Here is a 664-nt window from a genome sequence, read left to right as displayed (position 1 = left end):
GGCTGGCGAAACCAGCGCACCGTACGCTCACGACGCGCAGGGCGACGACGTTTACAAAGATGCCGGTGAGATCAACCTGGGTATCAAGTCGGCAGCCGACATCGATGGCCGCGCCTTCGAAAATCTGCAGCTGGGCGATGCGGCGTCGGTCAAAGTGACTGACACCACTGACGACGTAGTGGCCAAACTGACTGCAACACCTTCGGTTACCGAAGGCGGTGCGATCACTTACACCGTCATCCTGACCAACAAAGACGGTCTGCCGATCGACAAGCACTCGGCCCTGACTTTCACCCTGAGCGACGGCACCACGGTCATCACCGTGCCGGCCAATGGCACTTCGGGCTTCGTGACTGTCACTGCTCCGGACAACGTTTACACCGGTACCAATGACCCGGTGATCAAGTCCATCGCCAGCGTCGACGGCGCTGATGTTGGCAAGTTCGAGAACCTGGTCCTGGACAAGACCCCGGTCAACACCACTGTGACCGACGAGCCTGGCTCGGGCACCCCAGGCACTGGCAACGGTGGCGACCTGGTCAAGGTCACCATTACTGCCGACCAGGTTTCGGTCGCGGAAAACGTTAAACCGACCTTCACCGTTCACATCAACGCTGCCCTGGACCACGACCTTGTCGTGACCCTGAGCAACAACGAAGTTGTG

General features: G+C 59.6%; 1 protein-coding gene. It reads left to right on the top strand.

Going from position 1 to position 664, the window contains the following annotated elements; all coding sequences use genetic code 11:
* A partial coding sequence (locus HU770_RS26760; RefSeq protein WP_186666583.1) for an immunoglobulin-like domain-containing protein occupies positions 1-664 on the top strand: 664 nt, incomplete at both ends.

This window comes from Pseudomonas sp. SWRI68 (genome assembly GCF_014269165.1).
GTDB classification, from domain to species: Bacteria; Pseudomonadota; Gammaproteobacteria; order Pseudomonadales; family Pseudomonadaceae; genus Aquipseudomonas; species Aquipseudomonas capeferrum.
The sequence above is the reverse complement of the archived record's forward strand: the minus strand, read 5'-3'. Positions and strand labels throughout refer to the sequence as shown.